Source organism: Thalassobaculum sp. (genome assembly GCF_040219215.1).
Lineage (GTDB): Bacteria > Pseudomonadota > Alphaproteobacteria > Thalassobaculales > Thalassobaculaceae > Thalassobaculum_A.
In genome coordinates, this window is sequence record NZ_JAVJSX010000033.1 from 106,417 (window position 1) to 124,665 (window position 18,249).

Sequence of the window (18,249 nt, forward strand, 5' to 3'; positions counted from 1 at the left end):
CTCTCATCGGCTTTGACGGACGCCCGGCGGACCGTATCCTGACAGCCAGGAGGTCCCGCCGATGATCCGACGCCGCGTTCTGTTCGCCTTGTCGCTGATCGCTGCACTGTGCGGCGGCTCGCCGGTGCCATCAGCGCTGGCGGCGCGCGACAGCCTGACCATCGGGATCACCCAGTATCCGGGGACCCTCAACCCGATGATCGATTCGATGCTGGCCAAAACCTACGTGCACGGAGCCGCCCAGCGTCAGATCACCATCGAGGGGCACGACTGGACGACGATCTGCCAGCTCTGCGTAAAGCTGCCGAGTCTGGAGGACGGCGACGCCGAGCGGTTCCCGTCGACAACCGAGGCCGGCGATCCGGTCGACGGCGTGCGCAAGTCGTACACCCTGCGCGACGACGCGTTCTGGGCCGACGGCACCCCGGTGACGACCGACGATGTGGTGTTCGCCTGGAAGGTCGGCCGCCATCCGGACACCGGGGTTGCCAATTTCCGGGCGTACAAGGACGTACTCGACATCGAGGTTCACGGGCCGAAGCGCTTTACCGTGGTCGAGCGCAAGCTCGACTACCGCTATCCGTCGATGGGCGACTTCCAGGTTCTGCCCGCCCACCTGGAACAGCCGAGCTTCGAGGTGCCGCGCGAGTACCGGCACCGCACCCTGTATCAGACCGATCCGACCAACCCAGGCCTGTGGAACGGGCCGTACCGGGTCGCGGCGATCGAAACCGGCTCGAAGCTGGTGCTGGCCCGCAACCCGCACTGGAAGGGCGGCCGGCCGGCGTTCGAGCGGATCGAGATCCGGGCGATCGAGAACACCTCGGCGCTGGAGGCGAACCTGCTGTCCGGATCGATCGACATGATCGCCGGGGAACTCGGACTCGACATCGACCAGGCCATCGCCTTCGAGAAGCGCAACGCCGACCGCTTCATGGTGCTGTACCAGCCCGGGCTGATCTACGAACACATGGATGTCATGCTCGACAATCCGATCCTGGCCGACCGGCGGGTCCGGCAGGCGCTGATCCTGGCGATCGACCGACAGGCGATCAGCGACCGGCTGTTCGCCGGCAAGCAGCCGGTGGCCAACACCAGCGTCCACCCGCTCGACTGGGTCAACACCACCGACGGAGTGCCGACCTACGGCTACGAGCCGGAGCGGGCCAAGACCCTGCTGGACGACGCCGGCTGGAAGGTCGGCGCCAAGGGCGTGCGCGTCAACGCCCAGGGCGAATCCCTGACCGTCGACTTGATGACCACCGCCGGCAACCGCACCCGCGAACTGGTCCAGCAGGTTCTGGCCGACTACTGGAAGCGCGTCGGCATCGAGACCCGAATCCGCAACGAGCCGGCGCGGGTTTTCTTCGGTGAGACGGTCTCCAAGCGCAAGTTCACCGGCCTGGCCCTGTTCGCCTGGCTGTCGGCCCCGGAAGTTGTGCCACGCACCACCCTGCATTCGGAGTCGATCCCGACCGACGCCAACAACTGGGCCGGCCAGAACAATACCGGCTTCCGCAACGCCGAGATGGACCGGCTGATCGAAGCCGCCCAGATCGAGCTCGATCGCGGCAAGCGCAAGGCGCTGTGGACCGGCATTCAGCGGATCTATGCCACCGAACTGCCGGCGATCCCGCTGTACTTCAGGGCCGAAAGCTACGTCCTGCCGAAATGGCTGACCGGCGTCCGCCCGACCGGCCACAAGTACAGCACCACCAACTGGATCGAGGACTGGAAGGTGGCGGAGTGATCGGGATGCTGTTCGTCACCCGATCGATCCGGGTCCGGCGCCGCGCTTCGGCGGGGATCCGCCAGGCGACGGACGCGACCGCCGCATGCTGACCTACGTCACCGGCCGGCTGGTCCAGGCATTGGTCGTCCTGCTCCTGCTGTCGGCTGCGGCCTATGTCCTGCTGGGGCTGATGCCGGGGGATCCGATCGACCTGATGGTCGGCGCCGATCCGCGCATCACCTCCGAGGACATCGCCCGCCTGAAAGCGCTGCAGGGGCTCGACCGGCCGATCTGGGAGCGCTATCTCGCCTGGCTGTCCTCGGCGCTCACCGGCGATCTTGGCTACTCGCGCCTGTATACCCGCCCGGTGCTCGACATCGTGGCGGAGCGGATGCCGCGCACGCTGCTGCTGATCGGCCTCGCGCTCGCGCTGGCCTTGGCCGTTGCGTTGCCGGCTGCCCTGGTCGCCGCCCGCAATCCCGGCGGCGCCGTCGACCGCGGCGTCAACATGCTGTGCTTCGCCGGCATCTCGGTACCGCCGTTCTGGCTGGCGCTACTGCTGATCCTGCTGTTCGCCGTGGTCCTCGGCTGGCTGCCGGCCGGCGGAACCGCCAGCACCGGCGGCGGCGGATTCCTCGACCGGGTCCAGCATCTCGTCCTGCCGGTCGTCACGCTGGCCGCCGCCAGCATTGCCGCCTACACCCGCCACCTGCGCGCCGCCCTGATCGAGGCACTCGGCGAGGATTATGTCCGCACCGCCCGGGCCAAGGGCCTCAGCGAACGCGCCGTCACCACCCGCCACGCCCTGCGCAACGCCCTGCTGCCGGTCGTCACCCTGCTCGGCCTCGACCTGGGCAGTCTGGTCTCCGGCGCGCTGGTGACCGAGACCATGTTCGCGCAGCCCGGCATGGGCAAGACGATCTACGACGCCGTCATGGGCAACGACTACAATCTCGCCCTGGTTGGCCTGCTGGTCGCCGCCGGCGCCACCCTGCTCGGCAGCCTTGCCGCGGACCTCGCCTACGCACGGCTCGACCCGCGCATCGTGTACCGGGCGGAGAATGCGGTGTGATCCGGCGTCTGGGCCCGAGTGCGACGTTCGCAGCTGCGGCTTTGGCCGTACTCGCCGTCGCCGCCGTCGGGGCGCCGCTGGTCGAAGCCCTCATGGGACTGGACGCCGAGGCAGTCGACCTGTTCGGCCGGTTGCAGCCACCGTCGCCCGAACATCCGCTCGGCACCGACGAGTTGGGCCGCGATCTGCTGCTGCGCCTGCTGTACGGCGGACGGGTGTCGCTGACCGTAGGCGTGGTCGCCGCGGTCGCGGCCTCGGCGGTCGGCACCGCCATCGGCCTCGCGGCCGGCTATCTCGGTGGCCGGATCGACGCGTTGCTGATGCGCCTCGCCGACGGGGTCATCGCCCTGCCGCTGCTGCCGCTGCTGATCGTGCTGGCGGCGGTCGACCTGACCAAGCTCGGGCTGTCGGCCGATGCCGCAAACTCACCGACAGTGCTGCTGGGGCGGCTGGTGGTCCTGGTGACCCTGGTCGGCTGGCCGACCACCGCTCGGCTGGTGCGCGCCGCCACCCTCAGCCTGCGCCGGCGCGAGTTCGTGCAGGCGGCCCAGGCGCTCGGCTATTCGCCGATGCGGATCGCTGCCCGTCACGTACTGCCCAACGCCGCCGCGCCGATCCTGGTGGCGACAACCCTGGCGGTCGGCAATGTGGTGCTGTTCGAGAGCGTGCTGAGCTTTCTCGGCCTTGGCATCAGGCCGCCGACACCGTCCTGGGGCAACATGCTGACCGGCGCGCAGGAGCTGATCTGGGAATCGCCCCGCCTGGCGATCTGGCCCGGCATGCTGATCTTCGTCACCGTGGTCAGCGTCAACCTGCTGGGCGACGCCCTCCGCGACGCCCTGGATCCGCGCTCGCGCCGGCGATCGAGCGGGGGCTGATGCCCAACGGCGTTCCACGATTGCGGCAACGGGCCGAACCGGCCAAAGTCCGGCCATGATGAATGCCCGCCGCCTGATCGCTCTCGCCGCCCTGGCACTCGGGCTGCTCACCGCCTGCGAGGAGCAGGTGACCCAAGTGGAAGGGCCGACCAACCGGCGCGAAGTCAAGCCGCCGTCCGGGCCGGAATTCACCGGCGACGTCTGCGTGGTGGTGCGCAACCGCGCGCCGTTCACCATCACCGGCCGGGTGGTGATGAAGTCGCGCGAACGCGCGACGTTCCGGCTGTCGCGCAACGAAGCCCGCAGGCTGTGCATGTCGGGAACCACCTACGGCAACTACACCGTGTCGTTCGTACTCACCAGCTTCGTCACGATCCCCGTCTTCAGTTGCTACACCACGACGGAGCAGGTCATCGAAGTGTTCGCCTACCGCAGCGCCGACAGCTGGCTGTACAACGTGTCGTGCCATTGACCGCCGCTCGCCGGCGCGTCACCGGATCCCGATATCCTTACCCCTCGGCGCGCGGCAGTTCAGCCTCGACCAGCTTCGACCAGTAGCTGGCGCCGAGCGGCAGGACCTCGTCGTTGAAGTCGTAGCCCGGGTTGTGGAGCATCGCGCCGGCAGACGCTTCGCCGGCACCGAGCCAGATGTAGCTGCCCGGCTTGGCGTTCAGCATGTAGGCGAAGTCCTCGCCCCCCATGCTCGGCGTCGGGTTGCGGTCGACCTTGTCGGCGCCGACCAACTCGACAGCGACCTTGGCCGCAATCTCGGTCTCGGCCTCGTGGTTGACGGTGGCCGGATAGCCGCGCCGGAAGTCGACCTCGCCGCGTCCGCCATGGGCCGCCGCCACGCCGTCGACCACCTGCTTCATCCGGGCCTCGGCCAAGTCGGTCACCTCGTCGCGGTAGGTGCGCACGGTGCCGCACAGCTTCACCGACGGCGGGATCACGTTGTAGGCGTCGCCACCGTGGATCTGCGTCACCGACACCACCAGCGAATCGAGCGGGTGGCTGCTGCGGCTGGCGATGGACTGCAGCGCGCCGACAACCTCGGACGCGATCAGGATCGGATCGATCGTCTGGTACGGCATGGCGGCGTGACCACCGCGGCCATGGATGGTGATGTCAAAACTGGACGTGCCGGCCATCATCGGCCCGGCCTTGATCGCGAACTCGCCGACCGCCATGCCGGGAATGTTGTGCATGCCCCAAACGGTCTCGACCGGGAACTTCTCGAACAGCCCTTCCTTGACCATGCGATCGCCGCCGGCCCCGCCCTCCTCCGCCGGCTGGAAGATGAAATAAACCGTGCCGTCGAAGTTCCGGGTCTCGGCCAGATATTTGGCAGCGCCCAGCAGCATCGTGGTGTGCCCATCATGGCCGCAGGCGTGCATCTTGCCGGGGTTCAATGACTTGTACGCGACGTCATTGGCCTCCAAGATCGGCAGCGCGTCCATGTCGGCGCGCAGTCCGATGGCCTTGCCGCTGTCGGACCGGCCGACCAGCTTGCCGACCACGCCGGTGACCGCCAGGCCGCGGTGCACCTCGACGCCGAACGACTCGAGCTGCTTGGCCACGAAGTCGCTGGTCCAGTGCTCCTCGTAGGACAACTCGGGATGCTGGTGCAGGTCACGCCGCCAGGCGGTCATGTCGGCGTGAAAATCGGCGATGCGGTTGATGATGGGCATAGCTGTTCCCTGGGGGTCGTTTGTCGACGAAACATTACGATCAGGTGGCTACGTCGTCATCCCACGAAAGTCGGCAATGCTCTTGTCGACATCCGGTTCAGCGGCTATCGACCGTTGATTGACAACGTAATGTAGTACCGGGGCGAGACATGATCAGGATACTGCTCGTCATACTGCTGTCCGTGGCACTCACGGGATGCATCTCGACCGGCCGTGGAACCGTCCCGACCTTCGGATCCGCGGCAACCGACGCCCGGATCCTGACATCGGTGTCGACCGTGATCGATCGATCTGCGGTCCCCCACCACAACCGCATTCATACCTACGACGCGTTCGTCCGGTTCAGCGTCGGCCGCTACGATCCGCAAACCAGACGCCTCGTTACGTCGGCCACCGAGTTGAACTCCGACTACACCCAGTTCCTGTCGAGGTCGGACTTCAACGGATTCCGATTGGCGTGGTCCGACGTGCCGTCCGGCCTCTATACGATCACCAGAGTATATCAGGACTCACCTGTGTCGCTGGCGTTGACCTGTACGACGAACGACGGAGCGCTGCTGCCCGGAGTGATCCCGGTCCCCGTGAACTCTGGCGACTTCGTGTACTTCGGGCATGTCACCATCACCCTGAAAGTCGATCCAGCGATCGACGGCGGCGTGACGCATCCCGCAAGGCTTGCCGCTATTCACTTTGAGGACCGCCCCGCCGTACTCGACGCCGAACTCCGACAGGCCGGCATTGATCCCGCCAGCGTACGCTTCATTCGGAACGTCGATGGCGGATGCAAAACCGGCCTGGTAAAGCGATCGTTCGGGCGTTACTGACGGGACGGAGGGCGTCTTCACCGCGCCTTAGCCACCACCCCGTTCTTCACCACCATGCGATGGTTCTCGGCGATCGCGGCCATGGCGATGTCCTCGGTCGGGTTGCCGTCGACGATCAGCAGGTCGGCGGCCTTGCCCTCGGCGATGGTGCCGCGGTCGTCCAGGCGCATCAGGTCGGCGCCGTTGCGGGTCGAGATGATCAGGCTGTCGGTCGGGCTGATGCCGGCTTCCTCGACCATGTACTGCAGTTCCAGCGCGTTCAGGCCGTGCTTGTTGTACGGCGTGCCGGCATCGGTCCCCATCGCGATCTTGCCGCCGGCCGCGTAGAACATGCGGAGCGAGCGGATGTGGTCGACCACGATGCGCTCGCACTTCTCCACCGCGTAGGCCGGCACGCCCTGGTCCTTGTGGGCGATGATGTTCTTCACCGCTGCCAGGGTCGGCACCAGGTAGGTGCCGCGCCGGGTCATCTCCTCGACGCACTCGTCGGTCATGAAGATGCCGTGCTCGATGGAATCGATCCCGCCGCGCACCGCGTTCAGGATGCCTTCCGACCCCTGGGCATGGCTGGCGCAGGTCTTGTGGAACCGGTGACCCTCAGAGATGCCGGCTGCCATCTCCTCGGCGGAGTAGTGCGCGTCCTCGGGATTAACGCCGGGGGTCATCACCCCGCCGGTCGCCATGATCTTGATCAGGTCGGAGCCGGCGTGGACCTGCTCGCGCACCGCCTTCACCACCTCGTCGACCCCGTCGGCGACCCGGCCGAGCCGGTTGCCATGGCCGCCGGTCATGCAGATCATCCGGCCTGACGCCCGGATGGTCGGGCCAAGCTGCTGGCCGGAATTGCAGGCGTCGCGCACCGCGAATTCCAGATAGTCCTTGCCGCCGCAATCGCGCACCGAGGTGATTCCGCCGCGCAAGGTGGTCTGGGCATTGGCCAGCGCCTTCATGGTGATCTGGCTGTCGCGCAGCACCACCATGGCGGCGTGCGGGTTGGCCTCGCCGCCGTGGCACAGGTGGACGTGACAGTCGACCAGACCCGGCAGCAGCGTGCCGCCGGTGGTATCGACCCGGTCGCCGGCGAACCCGTCGAACTCGCCGAGCGGAGCGACCCGCGCAATCGCCGCTCCCTCGACCAGCACGCCGTGATTCTCCAGCAGTTGCCCAGTTCCGTCGAACACCAGACCGCCCGCGTACAGCGTCGTCATGAACTTCTCCTGCGTGATGATATCGGCCGGTTCGGCCGTCAGGTTGGTTGCATCCTCGTTAGTCGAGCGGGCGAGCCGGAGCAAGATCGTTCAGCCGCGCCGCAATCGCCGAACGGTCCGGCAGCGAAGGCATGGCGCCCTCGACCGTACAGGCCAACCCGGCCGCCACGCTGGCCCGGCGCAAGGCGTCCGGCAGGATATCCCCGCCATCGAGCGACGCCGCCAGAACGCCGACGAAGGCGTCGCCGGCCCCGACGGTATCGACCGCCCGCACCGGCAAGGTCCCGATCGACCATGCGGTGCCGTCCGGCTCGACCGCCAGCGCCCCGTCGCCGCCCAGCGTCACCACGCAGGTCAGCCCGTGACGCCGGGCCAGCGTGCGGGCCAGATCGAGCGGCACGCCCGCACCGGACTCCAGGGACACCGCCTCGAGCCGATTGACGATCAGCACGTCGACATCGGCCAGCGCCGCCGTCGGAATGGCCCCGGCCGGCGCCAGGTTGAGCACAGTGCGCGCACCGGCCGACCGGGCGCGCCGCAGGGCGAGCACGGTCTGTTCGGCCGGGATCTCCATCTGGCAAACCAGGGTCGCCGACCCGTCCAGGCGATCGGCCGGCAGCAGGTCGGAAGCCACCTGCCGGTTAGCCCCGCTCGCCACCACGATCAGGTTCTCGCCGCCGCTCTCGACCACGACCATCGCGGTGCCGGTCGCACCCGGAGCCCGGCGCACGCCAGAAACGTCGCAGCCGGCTTCGGCCAGTGCCGCCAGCACATCATCCGCCACGCTGTCATCGCCGACACAGCCGAAGAATGCCGTCGCGGCACCGGCCCGCGCGGCGGCGGCGGCCTGGTTCGCGCCCTTGCCGCCAGGGCGGATCACGACCGATGGCGACAGCACTGTCTCGCCGCGCGCCGGCAGCCGGTCGACCGCGAAGAACAGATCAGCGTTGATCGAGCCGAGAACCAGGATCATGGCACCAACTCCGGTCGGCGGCGGGGATCAGCCGTGCACGCTGGCGACACCATCCGGCTTCGGAGGCGGCGCCAGGATCGGCCCTGACGGAACACGACCTTCCTCGACACCGTGGCAGGCCACCGTGGCCCCGCCAGCCACCGGCAGCGCCTTGGGCACCTCGACCCGGCAGCGGTCATTGGCGAACGGGCAGCGCGGATGGAAGCTGCATCCCGGCGGCGGGGTGATCGGATTCGGCACCTCGCCGGCCACCGGCATCCGCTCGCGCCCGGTCATGTCCAGGTCGGGGATCGTGTCCAGCAGCATCCGCGTGTAGGGATGGCGCGGCGTGGTGAACAGCGTCTTGGACGGCGCCACCTCGACCAGCTTGCCCAGGTACATCACCCCGACCCGGTCGGAGATGTGATAGACGACCGCCAGATTGTGGCTGATGAACAGGTAGGTCAGCCCCAGTTCGCGCTGCAGGTCCTTCATCAGGTTCAGGATCTGCGCCTGTACAGACACGTCCAGCGCCGAGGTCGGTTCGTCGCAGACCAGGAATTCCGGCTCCGACGCCAGGGCGCGGGCAATCGAGATCCGCTGGCGCTGCCCGCCGGAGAACTCGTGCGGAAACTTCTCGCCGTCGAGCGGGTTCAGGCCGACGAAGGTCAGCAGTTCCCCGACCCGCGTGGCGATCGCCTGATCCCCCGACACCAGCTCGAACGCCCGGATCGGCTCGGCGATGATGTCGCGAACCCGCCAGCGTGGGTTCAGGCTGGCGTAGGGATCCTGGAAGATCATCTGCAGGCGTCGGCGCATCGGCGCCATCTGCCGGCGGGTCAGGCCCGCGATGTTGCGGCCCTCCAGGGTGATCGAGCCGTCGGTCGGGCCGTGCAGACCGACGATCAGGCGGGCCACCGTCGATTTTCCGCAGCCCGACTCGCCGACCAGCCCGAAGGTCTCGCCGCGGGCGATCTCGAAGTCGATGCCGTCAACCGCCTTCAGGATCTGCCGAGGCTGCCGGGCGATCACCCGGTTCAACCAGGGCGCCGAGACGTCGAAGTAGCGTCGCAGCCCATCGACCTTCAGCATGGCGTGGCCGAAGCGGCCCTCGGTCGACGGAGACTTGGTCACTGCCGCGTCAGACATTGGCCTGCTCCACCGCTCCGGCATCCTTGGACGCTACCGCCCGCTTGGCTTCGTCCAACGTCATGGCGTTCGCGGAGTCGTACAGCCAGCAGGCGACCCGGCTGTCCTCCACCGGCAACGCGTCCGGCCGCTCCCTGAAGCAGCGGTCATGGACGTGCAGGCAGCGCCGGTTGAAGGCGCACCCGACCGGGATGTCGGTCAGCCGCGGCATCGAGCCGGGGATCTGCTCCAGCCGCTCGGCATCATGGCCCATCGCCGGGATCGATCCCATCAGGCCGTGGGTATAGGGATGCTTGGCGTTCTTGATGACCTCGCGCACCGGGCCGATCTCGGCGATCCGGCCAGCGTACATCACCGCCACCCGGTCGGCGGTCTCGGCGATCACACCCATGTCGTGGGTCACCAGCATGATGGCGGTCCCATGCTCCCGGCAAAGTTTCTTCAGCAGGGCGATGATCTGCGCCTGGATCGACACGTCGAGCGCAGTCGTCGGCTCGTCCGCCACCACCAGCCGCGGGTTGACGCACAGCGCGAGCGCAATCACCACCCGCTGCCGCATGCCGCCGGAGAACTGGTGCGGGTACTGGTCGACCCGTCGCTCCGGCGCCGGAATCCCGACTTCGGTCAGCAGTTCGATCGCCCGGGCGCGCGCCTTGGTCGGAGTCATGTCGGTGTGGGTCAGGATGGTCTCGGTCAACTGGCGGCCGACCGAGTACAGCGGATTGAGGCTGGTCAGCGGATCCTGGAAGATCGCGCCGATCTGCTTGCCGCGGATCCGGCGCATCTGGTCGTAGGACAGGGTGTCGATCCGCCGACCCTCGAGGATGATCTCGCCGCTCGCCACCCGGCCCGGCGGCTCCAGCAGGCCGATGATGGCGGCACCGGTCAGCGACTTGCCGGCGCCGGACTCGCCGACGACGCCCAGAACCTCGCCTTCGGCGATGTCGAACGACACGTCGTCGACCGCGGTCAGCGAACCGCGGCGGGTCGGGAACTCGACGACCAGGTTGCGCACCTGCAGCAGAGGGCTCGCCATGGTCATCACCGCAGCTTCGGGTTCAGGGCGTCGCGCAGCCAGTCTCCGAGGAGATTGACCGCGAGAACCAGGATGGCCAGCGCAGCGCCGGGGAAGATCGTGACCCACCACTCGCCGGAGAACAGGTAGTCGTTGCCGACCCGGATCAGAGTGCCCAGCGATGGCTCGGTCGGCGGCACGCCGACGCCGAGGAACGACAGGGTCGCCTCGGTAATGACGGCAAGCGCCAGCTGGATGGTCGCGATCACCAGCACGGGCCCCATGACGTTCGGCAGGATGTGGCGCCACATGATCTTGACCGGATGGATGCCGATGACATGGGCCGCCTGGACGTACTCCTTGTTGCGCTCGACCAGCGTGGATCCACGCACCGTGCGGGCGTACTGTACCCAGTTCGACAACCCGATCGACAGCACCAGCACCACATAGGCCAGCGTGACCTGGTCGACCTGCCACTCCGGGTGCGTCTTGAAATAGCCGATGATCACGCCGTTGATCAGCAGGGCCACCAGGATCGCCGGGAACGACAGCTGGATCTCCGCCATCCGCATGATGAAGGCGTCGATCGCACCGCCGACGAATCCGGAGATGAGGCCTAGCCCGATGCCGATGACCATCGACAGCAGCACGCTGGCGAACCCGATGACCAGCGACACCCGGCTGCCATAAATGATGGCCGACAGCAGGTCGCGCCCCTGATCGTCTGTTCCGAGCGGGAAGCGCGCCTCGCCGTCGGCCATCCAGGCCGGCGGGATCAGGCTGTCCAGCAGGTCCAGCTTCGCCAGGTCGAATGGATCGTGCGGTGCGATCCATGGTCCGAACAGCGCCATCAGGAAGTAGATCAGGGTGACCGCCGCCGCCCCGATGGTGACCGGCGAGCGCTTGAAGCTGAACCAGACGTCACTGTCGAAGAACCGGTGGACGCTGTCGGCAAGGCCGGAGCGGGTCGCCGGCACGGCAACGCCGCCCGGAGCGGGGGTCGGCATGCGCGCGTCAGCCATGACCGCTCACCTTTCCGGCGTCGACGCGCAGGCGCGGATCAACCACGTAGTAGAGCATGTCGACGATCAGGTTGATGACCACGAAGAAGAAGGCGATGAGCATGAGATAGGCCGCCATGATCGGGATATCGACGTTCTGGACCGCCAGCAGGAACATCTGTCCCATGCCGGGCCACTGGAACACCGTCTCGGTGATGATCGCGAAGGCGATGATCGAGCCGACCTGAAGGCCGGTGATGGTGATCACCGGGACCAAGGTGTTCTTCAGCGCATGGCCGAAGTTGATGGCCCGGTTGGCAAGGCCGCGGGCGCGCGCGAACTTGATGTAGTCGGTGCGCAGCACTTCCAGCATCTCAGAGCGTACCAGCCGCATGATCAGGGTCAGCTGGAACAGCCCCAGCGTGATCGACGGCATGATCAGGGCCTTCAGCCCGTCGGTGGTCAGCAGGCCGGTACGCCAGCCGCCGATGTCGACCGTCGTGCCTCGCCCGAACGACGGCAGCTGAAGGGCCGACGGATAGATGGTGAACAGGTCGAACACCGGGATCGGCGGGGCGTTAGCCAGCATCACCGAGAACACGAAGATCAACAGGATGCCGATCAGGAAGGTCGGCAGCGAGATGCCGATCAGTGAGATCGTCAGGAACGCCTTGGCGATGAAGCCTTCCCGATTCAGGCCGGTGTAGACGCCCATCGGAATGCCGACGATCAGCGAGAACAAGGCCGAGACCAGCGACAGCTCCAGCGTGGCCGGCAGCCGCTCCAGCAGCATATCCGAGACCGGGCGCTTGTGCTGGTACGACAGGCCGAAATCGCCGGACACCGCGTTGACGATGTAGTGCCAGAACTGCACGTAGATCGGATCGTTGAGGCCGAGACGCTCGCGCAGCGCGGCACGCTCGGCGAGGCTGGTTTCGATACCGACCATCTGGTTCACCGGGTCACCGATGAACTGGAACATCGCGAACGACACCAGCGCGACGACGAACATCACGAACAGCGACTGGATAAATCGACGAATGATGAATGCGACCATGGGGTCGTGGAATCCCGTTGGGTCCGAGGTCCAGAACGGCAACCGGCCGGCGGGGACTCCGCCGGCCGGTGCCGGATTGCGTCAGGTCGTCACTTCACGTTGACGTAGTACAACATGAACTGGTTGTCGGCGCGCTGGGCCAGCTCGACGTTCGAACGCTTGCCCCAGGCCAGTCCCTGCTGGTGCAGCGGGATATAGCCGCGGTCTTCGTCGAGCAGCTTGAACGCCTCGTGGATCATCGCGTCACGCTTGGTGGCGTCGGTCTCGCTCAACACCTGGGTGGTGAGCTCGTCGATCCTGGCGTTGGAGTAGCCGCCGACGTTGAACTTGCCGCGACCATCGTCCGCCGGGGTGGCGATGATGTTGTACAGCACGTTCCAGCTGTCGAACGAGCCCGGGGTCCAGCCCAGCAGATAGAAGCTGGTGTCCCGCTTCGGTCGCAGGATCTTGGCAAAGTACTGGGCCTTCGGCTGAGCCAGCAGGTCGACCTTGACGCCGACCTTCGCCAGCATCGCAACCACCGCCTGACAGATCTTCTCGTCGTTGACGTAGCGGTTGTTCGGGCAATCCATGCCGACTTCGAAGCCGTTCGGATAGCCGGCCTCGGCCAGCAGCTTCTTCGACATCTCCGGATCGTGCTCAAGCCGCTTGAACTCGGCCGAGCGCGAGAACAGGAACGGCGAGATCATGATCGCCGACGGCTCGGACAGGCCGCGCATGATCTTCTTCTGGATGGCGTTGACGTCAACCGCCCGGTAGAACGCCTCGCGCACCCGCTTGTCCTTGAACGGGTTCTTGCCCTTGACGTTGGAGTACTGGAGCTCGTCGAGTTCCTGATCCATCCCGAGGAAGATCGTCCGCAGTTCCGGACCGGCCAGCACGCTGGTGTTGGCGTCGCCTTCCAGGCGGTTCATGTCCTGGACCGGCACCGGGTACATCATGTCGATTTCGCCCGACAGCAGGGCGGCGACACGGGTCGAGTCGGAGCCGATCGGGGTGAAGACGACTTCGGTCAGATTGTGCTTCTTGTTCGCCGCATCCCACCAGGCGTCATACGGCTTCAACACGGTCTTCACGTCGGTCTCGCGCGAGACCAGCATGAACGGGCCGGTGCCGTTGGTGTTGCGGGTAGCGAAGTTTTCCTTTCCGCCGGTCACATCCGTCGGCGAGCCGGCATTGTTCGCCTCGGCCCACTCCTTGTCCATGATGTACCAGGTCGCCCACTCGTAGTGCAGGATCGGGTTGGGCGCGTCGGTAACGAAATCGACCGTGTGGTCGTCGACCTTGACGATGTCGGTGACACCGGCGAGCCGGGTCTTCAGATCGGAGCCGTCGGCGCGGGTGCGGGCGGCCGTGAACAGCACATCGTCGGCGGTGAAGTCGTTACCGTTGTGGAACTTCACGCCCTTGCGCAGGTGGAAGCGCCAACGTGTCGGCTCGACGATCTCCCAGCTCTCAGCCAGAGCCGGCTCGATCTTCAATTCCGGATCGCGCCGGATCAGCCCCTCGTAGACGTTGCCGAGCAGGCCGAGCGTGAATGTCTCGTTCAGTGAATGCGGATCAAGCGCCTGGGCATCGCCCTGAAACGCCCATCGGAATGTCTTGGCTTCGGCGGGCGGGCTGGCCAACGCCCCCGCGACCACGGCCGCCGCCATGGCGGCCATCAAAGTCTTACGCATTGTCAAAGCTCCCACGTGTGTCGCCTATATCGCCCTCCCGGAACTGATGTCCGAGCTACGGCGTTCGACTGCAAGCGCCGGTCCCGCCGACGCGTGCAGGCAATAAAGCGGGTGAAGCCTAGCGCGTCAATCATAGTCCGGGCGGCATGCAGGGCCGATCGTGCCCGATCCGAGCCGCTACAGAAGCCCGATGGTTGCCCCGGTGGCGAGCGTCGCCAATGTCCCACCGATGATCGACTTCATCCCGAGCGCCGCGATCTCGCCGCGTCTTTCGGGAACCAGCGCCGCGAGGCCGCCGATCATGATCCCGAGGCTGCCGAAGTTGGCGAACCCGCAAAGCGCATACACCATGATCAGGCGGCTGCGCTCCGACAGCGCGTCCGCCGGCAGCTTCGCCATGTCGAGATACGCCACCAGCTCGTTCAACGCGGTCTTGGTGCCCATCAGCCGACCGCCGACCGCCGCCTCGTCCCACGGCACGCCAATCAGCCAGACCATCGGCCGCATGACCCACCCGAACACCCGGCCGAGCGACAACGGTTCACCCGCCACCATCGGCAACAGATCGAGGACCGCATCGACCAAACTGACCAAAGCCACCATGACCAGCAGCATCGCCACAATTCCGAGGAACAGCTGCAAACCGGCCTGGGTGCCCCGGGTGACCGCATCCATCGGTCCGCTCGCGTCGGACACAACGTCGATCGTCCCGCTGGTCGGCGGGCCCTCCGCCGGCACCATCAGCGCGGCGATCGCCAGCGCCGCGGGCGCGCTGACGATCGACGCTATCAACAGGTGGCCGACCGCGTCCGGCAACACGGGGCCAAGGATCGTCGCGTACAGCACAAGCATGGTGCCGGCGATGGTGGCCATGCCGCATGTCATCATCATGAACAGCTCGCCACGGGTCATGCGGGCGATGTAAGGCCGCACCAGCAGCGGCGCTTCGACCATGCCGACGAAGATGTTGGCGGCTGTGGCCAAACCGACCGCCCCCCCGATCCCGAGCGCCCGTTCAAACACGTAGGCGAAGCCCTTCACGATCCACGGCAGGATCCGCCAGTAGGTCAGCAGTGCCGTGAGCGCCGACACCACGATCACCAGCGGCAGGGCCCGGAACGCCAGGATGAAGCTGGCTCCGGGCCGAGTCTCCTCGAACGGCAGCGGTCCGCCGCCCAGGTAGCCGAACACCAGGCTCGATCCGGCCTGGGTCGCTGCCTGCAGCGCCAGCACCCCGCCGTTCAGGGCGGCAAAGGCATCGCGTACCGCAGTGACGTGAAGCACGACCACCGCGACGGCGAGTTGAAGGCCGATGCCGGCAAGAACCGTGCGCGGCCTCACCGTCTGCCGGTTCTCGCTGATCGCCCAGGCGATCGCAAAGATGACGATCAGCCCGAAGCCTGACTGCAGCCGTTCCATTGCCGCCCTTCCCGCATTGTCCCTGCGCGAAGTGTGACCATGGCTCTGGCCGGAAACAACCCGAGGAGCGCCAGCTGGCGGGCGCTGCACCATGGTCCCTGGACGGCGCCCGGGAATGTGGCATGGTCGCCCGGACAACCCTGGGGAGGACACGGCATGCCCGCCCGTGACATCGACCACATCGTCGTCATGACCGGCGACCTCGAATCCGCACGCGCCGGCTGGGAGCAACTCGGGTTTACGACGACACCGCGAGCCGTCCACCCGTTCGGCACGGCCAACAGCCTGATTCAGTTCCAGGGCAACTTCGTCGAGCTGCTGGAGATCGACGATCCGGCGCGGATCCCCCCGACGGCCGACGGGTTCTTCAGCTTCGCCGACCACAACCGCGCGTTCCTGAAGGCCAGCGGCGAAGGCGCCTCGATGCTGGTCCTGAACAGCAACGACCGGGATGCCGACCGCGCCGGGTGGATCGATCTGGGCCTGCGCAGCTACGAGCCGGTCGATTTCGAGCGCAAGGCGCAACTGCCGGACGGCAGCGAAACACGAGTGGCATTCTCGTTGGCGTTTACCGGCGATCCGGCCTTGGCGGGCCTCGGCTTCTTCGTGTGCCAGCAGCACACGCCGGAGGCCTTCTGGAAACCTGCGTACCAGCAGCACCGCAATGGTGCGAACCGGATCACGGCCGTCACCCTGGGGGCACCGGATCCCGATTCGGCGCGGCCATTTCTTGAGGGATACTCAGGAGGCACCGCCGCCGAGACAGATCCTGATGGCAGCTACGCCGTAGCCTTGCACCGGGACCGGATCGACGTCGTGCCCGGCAGCCCGCCCGCGATGCCGGCGATGGAGATCGCGGTGGCCGACATCGAGGCGGCGGCGGCCTTGATTCCGGGGGCCTGGCGCGACGGCGATGCCGTGATCATCGCGCCGGAGATCACCAATGGCGTCACCGTGCGCCTGGTACAGCAATCCGGTACCACCAGCCGATGACCGCCGACGCACAGACAGCCGACGCGGCGGCGCCCAGCATCCCGAGGCTGCTGGTCATCGTGTTCCTGCCGTTTGCCGGCGGCTATTTCCTGTCCTATCTGTTCCGCTCGATCAACGCGGTGATCGCGCCGCAGCTGACCGCCGAGGTGGGGCTGACCGCCGCCGATCTCGGTTTGCTGACCAGTTGCTACTTCCTGGCATTCGCCAGCTTCCAGCTGCCGCTCGGCGTGCTGCTCGACCGCTACGGTCCACGGCGCGTGCAGTCGGTGCTGTTGCTGTCCGCCGCCATCGGGGCGCTGCTGTTCGCCATCGGCGGTTCATTGGCTGAATTGGCGATCGCCCGTGCGCTGATCGGACTCGGGGCGGCCGGCGGCCTGATGTCGTCGTTCAAGGCAATCACCCTGTGGTTCCCGAAGGAGCGTTGGCCGCTGATCAACGGATGCTTCCTGGCGATGGGCGGGCTCGGCGCAATCGCAGCCACCGCGCCGCTGGAGGAAGCTCTGGAGGTCACGGACTGGCGGGGCGTGTTCCTGATCCTGGCGGCCGTCACCGTGGCGGTTGCCGCGGTCATCCGGTTCGTCGTTCCGGAGCGTGCCGCCCATGGCGTCGCCGGCGGCACCCTGCAGGAGCAGATCGCCGGGTTCAAAACCGTGTTCGTCGACCGACTGTTCTGGCGGGTGGCGCCGCTGACCATCACCACGATGACCGCCAATCTGGCGATCCAGGGCCTGTGGGCCGGTCCCTGGCTGCGCGACGTCGCCGGGCTGGACCGTCACGGAGTCGCCGGCTACCTGCTCGCCATTGCCACCTCGATGACAATCGGCTTCGTCGCATCCGGCGCGCTGGCTGATGTCTGCGGCCGGCGCGGCATTGGCCTGATCCCGGTAATCGGCTGGATGGCCGGGTCGTTCATCCTGACCCAGGCGGTGATCACCTTCGAGTTGATGCCGACGGCAATGATGCCCTGGCTGGCTTTCGGACTGCTCGCCAACGGAGCGGCATTGGTCTATCCGCTGCTGAACCGGCACTTCGCGATCTCGCTGGCCGGGCGGGCCTCGACCGGTCTGAACATGCTGGCGTTCTTCGGGGCGTTCGCCGGTCAATACCTGTTGGGCGCGGCGATCGACCTGTGGCCGCTCGCCGAGTCCGGCGGCTATCGTCCTGAAGCCTATCGCTGGGCGTTCGGCGGATTGCTGGCCCTGCAGTGTACCAGTCTGCTGTGGTACTTCCTTCCCGGACGCACCTCGGAACCGGAGACTGCCCGTTGAGCCGCGACGTCAAGACCGAGGCCTTTGCCATGGCCTCCTTCGTCCTGTTGGTGAACACCCTGCGCACCCTGGTGCGCAAGGGATTGCTGGAGCGTGCGGAAGCGGTCGAGATGGTGGACGAGGCACGCCGCCAGCTCGACCAGCTGATTGCGGCCAACCGGACCGATCGCACAGTGATGCTCGAGCGCGAGCTCCTGGACTACGAAGCAATCTTCCGCGATATCGACGACCGGGCGGCCGAGGACCTGCTGCGCACCCTGCGCGACGCGTTGGACCGGATCATGGATGAGGGCGACGAACCGGTGGATGTCTGA

Annotated in this window: 17 protein-coding genes; 8 read left to right on the forward strand and 9 right to left on the reverse strand. The window is 66.9% G+C overall.

What is annotated here, in order from left to right:
- The first annotated feature begins 61 nt into the window (after window positions 1–61).
- From RIC54_RS22575 to RIC54_RS22590, 4 genes are all read left to right on the forward strand, one after another.
- Window positions 62–1,750, forward strand: coding sequence for a peptide ABC transporter substrate-binding protein (locus tag RIC54_RS22575; RefSeq protein WP_350096837.1), 1,689 nt, complete (start codon window positions 62–64; stop codon window positions 1,748–1,750).
- Between the two features lie 85 nt (window positions 1,751–1,835).
- Complete coding sequence (locus RIC54_RS22580) at window positions 1,836–2,804, forward strand: ABC transporter permease (RefSeq protein WP_350096839.1); 969 nt, start codon at window positions 1,836–1,838, stop codon at window positions 2,802–2,804.
- The gene (locus RIC54_RS22585; protein WP_350096841.1) at window positions 2,801–3,682 is read left to right on the forward strand and encodes an ABC transporter permease; all 882 of its coding nucleotides are present in this window, start codon (window positions 2,801–2,803) and stop codon (window positions 3,680–3,682) included. The genes RIC54_RS22580 and RIC54_RS22585 overlap by 4 nt, the downstream gene beginning before the upstream one ends.
- A 55-nt stretch (window positions 3,683–3,737) precedes the next feature.
- The gene (locus RIC54_RS22590) at window positions 3,738–4,154 is read left to right on the forward strand and encodes a hypothetical protein (RefSeq protein ID WP_350096843.1); all 417 of its coding nucleotides are present in this window, start codon (window positions 3,738–3,740) and stop codon (window positions 4,152–4,154) included.
- Window positions 4,155–4,191: 37 nt separating this feature from the next.
- Here the strand turns inward: RIC54_RS22590 and RIC54_RS22595 are convergent, their stop codons facing one another.
- On the reverse strand, window positions 4,192–5,370 hold the full coding sequence (locus tag RIC54_RS22595) for a M20 aminoacylase family protein (protein WP_350096845.1): 1,179 nt from the start codon (window positions 5,368–5,370) through the stop codon (window positions 4,192–4,194).
- Between the two features lie 269 nt (window positions 5,371–5,639).
- On the opposite strand from RIC54_RS22595, the gene RIC54_RS22600 reads away from it, so the two are divergent.
- Window positions 5,640–6,194: a hypothetical protein gene (locus RIC54_RS22600; RefSeq protein ID WP_350096847.1), complete on the forward strand. Its 555-nt coding sequence runs from the start codon at window positions 5,640–5,642 to the stop codon at window positions 6,192–6,194.
- Between the two features lie 17 nt (window positions 6,195–6,211).
- On the opposite strand, the gene RIC54_RS22605 is transcribed toward RIC54_RS22600, so the two are convergent.
- From RIC54_RS22605 to RIC54_RS22640, 8 genes are all read right to left on the reverse strand, one after another.
- Window positions 6,212–7,402 carry a metal-dependent hydrolase family protein gene (locus RIC54_RS22605; RefSeq protein ID WP_350096849.1) on the reverse strand — a complete coding sequence of 397 codons (1,191 nt, stop codon included), beginning with the start codon at window positions 7,400–7,402 and terminating at the stop codon, window positions 6,212–6,214.
- A gap of 58 nt (window positions 7,403–7,460) precedes the next feature.
- Window positions 7,461–8,375 (reverse strand): ribokinase, encoded by a 915-nt coding sequence (locus tag RIC54_RS22610; protein ID WP_350096851.1) that lies wholly within the window; start codon window positions 8,373–8,375, stop codon window positions 7,461–7,463.
- A 27-nt stretch (window positions 8,376–8,402) separates the two neighbouring features.
- Window positions 8,403–9,503 carry an ABC transporter ATP-binding protein gene (locus RIC54_RS22615; RefSeq protein WP_350096853.1) on the reverse strand — a complete coding sequence of 367 codons (1,101 nt, stop codon included), beginning with the start codon at window positions 9,501–9,503 and terminating at the stop codon, window positions 8,403–8,405.
- On the reverse strand, window positions 9,496–10,539 hold the full coding sequence (locus tag RIC54_RS22620; RefSeq protein ID WP_350151436.1) for an ABC transporter ATP-binding protein: 1,044 nt from the start codon (window positions 10,537–10,539) through the stop codon (window positions 9,496–9,498). Before RIC54_RS22620 ends, RIC54_RS22615 begins: the two co-directional genes overlap by 8 nt.
- 5 nt (window positions 10,540–10,544) lie before the next feature.
- Window positions 10,545–11,540, reverse strand: a complete 996-nt coding sequence (locus RIC54_RS22625; RefSeq protein ID WP_350096857.1) for an ABC transporter permease — start codon at window positions 11,538–11,540, stop codon at window positions 10,545–10,547.
- Complete coding sequence (locus tag RIC54_RS22630) at window positions 11,533–12,576, reverse strand: ABC transporter permease (protein WP_350151438.1); 1,044 nt, start codon at window positions 12,574–12,576, stop codon at window positions 11,533–11,535. Before RIC54_RS22630 ends, RIC54_RS22625 begins: the two co-directional genes overlap by 8 nt.
- Window positions 12,577–12,665: 89 nt before the next feature.
- Window positions 12,666–14,255 (reverse strand): ABC transporter substrate-binding protein, encoded by a 1,590-nt coding sequence (locus RIC54_RS22635; RefSeq protein WP_350096861.1) that lies wholly within the window; start codon window positions 14,253–14,255, stop codon window positions 12,666–12,668.
- A 177-nt stretch (window positions 14,256–14,432) separates the two neighbouring features.
- Window positions 14,433–15,674, reverse strand: coding sequence for a NupC/NupG family nucleoside CNT transporter (locus tag RIC54_RS22640; RefSeq protein WP_350096863.1), 1,242 nt, complete (start codon window positions 15,672–15,674; stop codon window positions 14,433–14,435).
- Window positions 15,675–15,830: 156 nt separating this feature from the next.
- Between RIC54_RS22640 and RIC54_RS22645 the strand changes: the two genes are divergently transcribed.
- Genes RIC54_RS22645 through RIC54_RS22655 form a run of 3 tightly spaced genes read left to right on the forward strand, consistent with a single transcriptional unit; the run spans window position 15,831 to window position 18,249 of the window.
- Window positions 15,831–16,667, forward strand: coding sequence for a VOC family protein (locus tag RIC54_RS22645; protein ID WP_350096865.1), 837 nt, complete (start codon window positions 15,831–15,833; stop codon window positions 16,665–16,667).
- A complete protein-coding gene (locus tag RIC54_RS22650) occupies window positions 16,664–17,935 on the forward strand; it encodes an MFS transporter (RefSeq protein WP_350096867.1) in 1,272 nt (423 codons plus the stop codon). Before RIC54_RS22645 ends, RIC54_RS22650 begins: the two co-directional genes overlap by 4 nt.
- On the forward strand, window positions 17,932–18,249 hold the full coding sequence (locus tag RIC54_RS22655) for a hypothetical protein (protein ID WP_350096869.1): 318 nt from the start codon (window positions 17,932–17,934) through the stop codon (window positions 18,247–18,249). Before RIC54_RS22650 ends, RIC54_RS22655 begins: the two co-directional genes overlap by 4 nt.

Coding starts and splice junctions, on each gene's coding strand:
- RIC54_RS22575 (WP_350096837.1), top strand. CDS start 62: ATGATCCGACGCCGCGTTCTGTTCGCCTTGTCGCTGATCGCTGCACTG.
- RIC54_RS22580 (WP_350096839.1), top strand. CDS start 1,836: ATGCTGACCTACGTCACCGGCCGGCTGGTCCAGGCATTGGTCGTCCTG.
- RIC54_RS22590 (WP_350096843.1), top strand. CDS start 3,738: ATGATGAATGCCCGCCGCCTGATCGCTCTCGCCGCCCTGGCACTCGGG.
- RIC54_RS22595 (WP_350096845.1), bottom strand. CDS start 5,370: ATGCCCATCATCAACCGCATCGCCGATTTTCACGCCGACATGACCGCC.
- RIC54_RS22605 (WP_350096849.1), bottom strand. CDS start 7,402: ATGACGACGCTGTACGCGGGCGGTCTGGTGTTCGACGGAACTGGGCAA.
- RIC54_RS22610 (WP_350096851.1), bottom strand. CDS start 8,375: ATGATCCTGGTTCTCGGCTCGATCAACGCTGATCTGTTCTTCGCGGTC.
- RIC54_RS22615 (WP_350096853.1), bottom strand. CDS start 9,503: ATGTCTGACGCGGCAGTGACCAAGTCTCCGTCGACCGAGGGCCGCTTC.
- RIC54_RS22620 (WP_350151436.1), bottom strand. CDS start 10,539: ATGGCGAGCCCTCTGCTGCAGGTGCGCAACCTGGTCGTCGAGTTCCCG.
- RIC54_RS22625 (WP_350096857.1), bottom strand. CDS start 11,540: ATGGCTGACGCGCGCATGCCGACCCCCGCTCCGGGCGGCGTTGCCGTG.
- RIC54_RS22630 (WP_350151438.1), bottom strand. CDS start 12,576: ATGGTCGCATTCATCATTCGTCGATTTATCCAGTCGCTGTTCGTGATG.
- RIC54_RS22635 (WP_350096861.1), bottom strand. CDS start 14,255: ATGCGTAAGACTTTGATGGCCGCCATGGCGGCGGCCGTGGTCGCGGGG.
- RIC54_RS22640 (WP_350096863.1), bottom strand. CDS start 15,674: ATGGAACGGCTGCAGTCAGGCTTCGGGCTGATCGTCATCTTTGCGATC.
- RIC54_RS22645 (WP_350096865.1), top strand. CDS start 15,831: ATGCCCGCCCGTGACATCGACCACATCGTCGTCATGACCGGCGACCTC.
- RIC54_RS22650 (WP_350096867.1), top strand. CDS start 16,664: ATGACCGCCGACGCACAGACAGCCGACGCGGCGGCGCCCAGCATCCCG.